Origin of the sequence: Thermomonospora catenispora (assembly GCF_006363815.1) — a bacterium.
Lineage (GTDB): Bacteria > Actinomycetota > Actinomycetes > Streptosporangiales > Streptosporangiaceae > Thermomonospora > Thermomonospora catenispora.
In genome coordinates, this window is sequence record NZ_RRYT01000077.1 from 1 (window position 1) to 3,378 (window position 3,378).

Annotated in this window: 2 protein-coding genes; both read right to left on the minus strand. The window is 75.5% G+C overall.

The genetic code is table 11. From position 1 onward, the window contains the following. The coding region (locus EIO00_RS23870) for a DUF4132 domain-containing protein (protein WP_140182683.1) at positions 1-2,445 on the minus strand (2,445 nt) is incomplete at its 3' end. A gap of 155 nt (positions 2,446-2,600) precedes the next feature. Further along, positions 2,601-3,378 (minus strand): DUF4132 domain-containing protein (locus EIO00_RS23875; protein ID WP_140182685.1); only part of this gene is annotated, 778 nt, incomplete at its 5' end.

A 3,378-nucleotide genomic window follows, 5' to 3' on the forward strand; every position in this document is an offset into this window, starting at 1 on the left:
GAAGGCGGGCACGAGCCGGTCGGCGAGCTGGTCGGCGCTCAGCCCGAGCGTCTCGCCGAGCCGGTGGATCTTGGATCGCGCCGCCTCCCGCAGCCCCGTGAACTTGACCTTCTCGGAGATCCCGTGGAGCTGGAGCAGCGCCGTGTCCGAGCCGATCGCGGTGAGCACGTCCAGGCCGGCGACCGCCTTGCGATGGCCGCTCTGCCCCGGCCAGGCGCGGATGACGGGCGTCAGCCGCCGGGCGGTCTCGTCGTCGCCGAACCAGGCGAGCTGATGCAGCGCCCAGTAGCCCTCCGTCGGCTCGCCCGTCTTCCTCCACTCCTGGAACAGCGCCCAGGAGAACTCGGCGAGCGACTCCGGGTCGCACAGCTCGCGGACCAGGTCCACGCCCGGATGCACCCCGTAGGGGGCGGACAGGGTGAGCAGGGTGATCACATGGCCGATCGCCGTCAGGGGCAGGGCCTTGTCCTTGTCTCCGCGCAGCGGCACCTGGGGGAGCCTGGCGGGGACGATCCAGGGGACGCTCTTGGGCCTCTTGGCCGGGAGCAGATCGGGCGGGCCGACGGTCAGCAGCTCGGCGATCGCGTCGGCGGCCCGGTCGCCGTGCTCGCGCGCCGCGGCGATGATCGGCTCCTCTCCGAGGCGGAGGGAGAACGCCAGCAGCGCCCGTTCGGCCGCGCGGCGCGGCGCGTGGGCGTGCCGATCGAGCGCCGTGGGGATCAGCAGCCGCGCCGCCTGCACGCCGTGCCGGTCCAGCCAGCGGAGCGCCACGTCGCGCAGCGGCCCGGTGCCGTGGAACCACTCGACCATCAGCTTCGCCACCCGGGCGTCCAGGAACGGCACGAGCAGGTCGGCGAACACGGCCGGCCGGGCGCGGGCCGCCGACAGCGCCGCGGGCAGGGCGTCCAGCTCATGGCGGGCGAGGATCGAGCGGAGCCGGGCGGCGTCGCCCCCCTCGATCCAGGGGCCGTCCTCGGCCCCGGCGGCGAGCAGCGGCCGGACGATCTCCTCCGGTCCGGCGGTGAAGAGCGCGAGGGCCTCCTGACGGGGCAGCCGCCCGTCCCGATACCGCGCGGCGAGCTCCTCCCAGTCGGCGTCCGCCGGCGGCTCCGGCAGCGGGAACGCGGCCCAGCGCTCCCGCTCGCCCTCCTGCCACGTCACGCCCGCCTCGACCGCGGGCGTCAGCTCCGGGATGACGACCGGCTCGGCCTTCGTGCGCCCCTGCTCCCACGGCGGCCGGGCCAGCAGCGGCGGCAGGGCCTCCAGGGGCGCCTCCGGGAGCCGCACGGCGGACGACAGCACCGGCTCGAGCACCGCGCGGCAGGGGTCCGGCAGCTCGTCCATGGTCCGCGCCGCCGCGTCCGGGTGGTTCAGCACCTGTCCCTGGAGCAGGTCGGTCATCGCGGCCGCGCCCTCGGCGTCGCCGGCGGCGTTCAGGTCGACGACGGCCCGGGTCAGCAGCCGCAGCGCCCGCATCGGGAACCGCGTCATCGCCGCCAGCAGCACCGGCCGGGCGATTTTCCCGTCGTGCCGCTCGAGCAGCGCCGCGAGCGCCTCGTCGGTGGGGATCACGCTCACCGTCTCCAGCACCCGCCGCCGGGTGGCGTCCCCGACGGGCAGGCCGGAGGCGCTCACGAGGAGGGGCAGCGCGTCCGCGCCGAGCCCGTCGAGCAGCGTCGTCGCCAGCTCGGCGTCGACCTCGCGCCAGGTCGGCCAGATCTTCCCTTCGACGGCCTCGACGTGCTCACGGGCGCCGAGCGACAGGAACAGCGCCCTGCGCTCCCCGGACCGCCACTTCCAGGTGTCGTCCGGGCCCTCCTCGCAGCACTGCGCGACCCACTCGTGCCGGGTCGGGACCAGATACGCCGCCAGCAGCCGGCGGACCCGGGTGTCGCGGTGCTCCTCCAGCCGCTCCGCGGCCTCCCGGTAGTCGGCGTCGTCCGCGCCCGCCAGCAGGGTCCGGACGCGGCGCGCGCAGCCGCGCCCGGTGAAGTCGAAGTCGTCGTCCCCGACGCGGGCGGCGGAGCGCTGCTCGGCGTGCCGGGAGCCGTCCGGGAGACGCTTGACCCTGATCGAGGCCAGCTCCATGACCGCGCAGGCCGCGAACGCCGGCCCGTGCTCGGCCGCCCACGCGTCGACGAAGGTCCGCAGGGCGTTGTCCGGCGAGGAGGTCTCCATCGCCGCGAGCTGAGCGACCACGGCCGCCCCGGCCGGATCGGCCTCTCCGCGCAGATGGCGTCGCGTCCGCTCGATCAGGTCGGCGTCGCTCGCCTCCGGGGCCAGCGCGGCGAAGACGCCCGCCTCCTCCGCCTTCGCCACCAGCCTGGCGGCCCTCGTGCCGGGGTTCGCGGCGACCTTCAGGGTCGCCGGGACGCGCCCGCCCCGCCGCGGATGCACCGACCGGTGCCACTCCTCGGGGATGACCAAGGTGCTCTCGTCCGTCATGGCGCCTCACCGTAGAGGAGGGCGCCGACATAACGCCCGGATCTCTGCTCACCGTGCATCGCGCCCATCCTTCAGGTTCCGCGCGCTTCGCGCAGGCCGCGCCCGCCGCGCACCCGGGATGCGCGGCGGGCGCGGTGCGTCGCGGCCCGTCGCGGTCAGACGGCCGCCTCGGCCAGGGCGGTCAGATCGGCCAGCACCTCCGAGGCGACGACCGGGGAGAGCAGGCCGAAGGTCAGCGGGGTGCCCTTGCTGGGCCAGTACCAGTCGGGCTCGGGGGCGATCCACACGTAGGTCAAGGCATGGTGGTCCCCCGTCGCGTCCGGCCCGATCGCGGCGATCCCCGGATCCAGCTCGAGCACCACGTGCACGCCGTCGGCGACGTGCAGGGAGATCCACGCCCGCTCCCCGCCGTCCTGGGGCTCACCGAGCTCCCAGCCGCGTCGCGTCAGCGCGAGCAGCGGCCCGTACGGCACCTCGAGACCCTCGAACCGCTCCAGCCGTCCGGAGGCGCGCTCCTGCTCGGTCAGCGCGTGGACCGGGCGGGCCAACTGGGGGAACGGCTGGACCAGCTCGTAGTCGGCGAACACCTCCGACCAGGCCGCCACGGCGTCCGCGCCCAGGTCGACCGGATGGGCGATGCGGACGCGGGCGGTCTCCGGCAGGACGAACGTCTCGTCTGCGACGTCGGCGAACGTGCGGTCCTCGGCGATGCGGAACGCCGTCGCGCCCTCGCCGGTCTCGGCGAGCCACACCAGCCGGCGGGCGATGTGCCACACCAGCGGATGCTCCACGAGGTGGCGGCGGAACTCCTCCGCCGACCAGGTGCGGCCGCGGGCCATCGCCCGTTCCATCCGGCGGAGCTGGACGTCGGCGACCGTGCGGACGTCCTTCTTCAGGCCGGTGAACCGCTTGTGGGCGGCGGGCGCCAGCTGT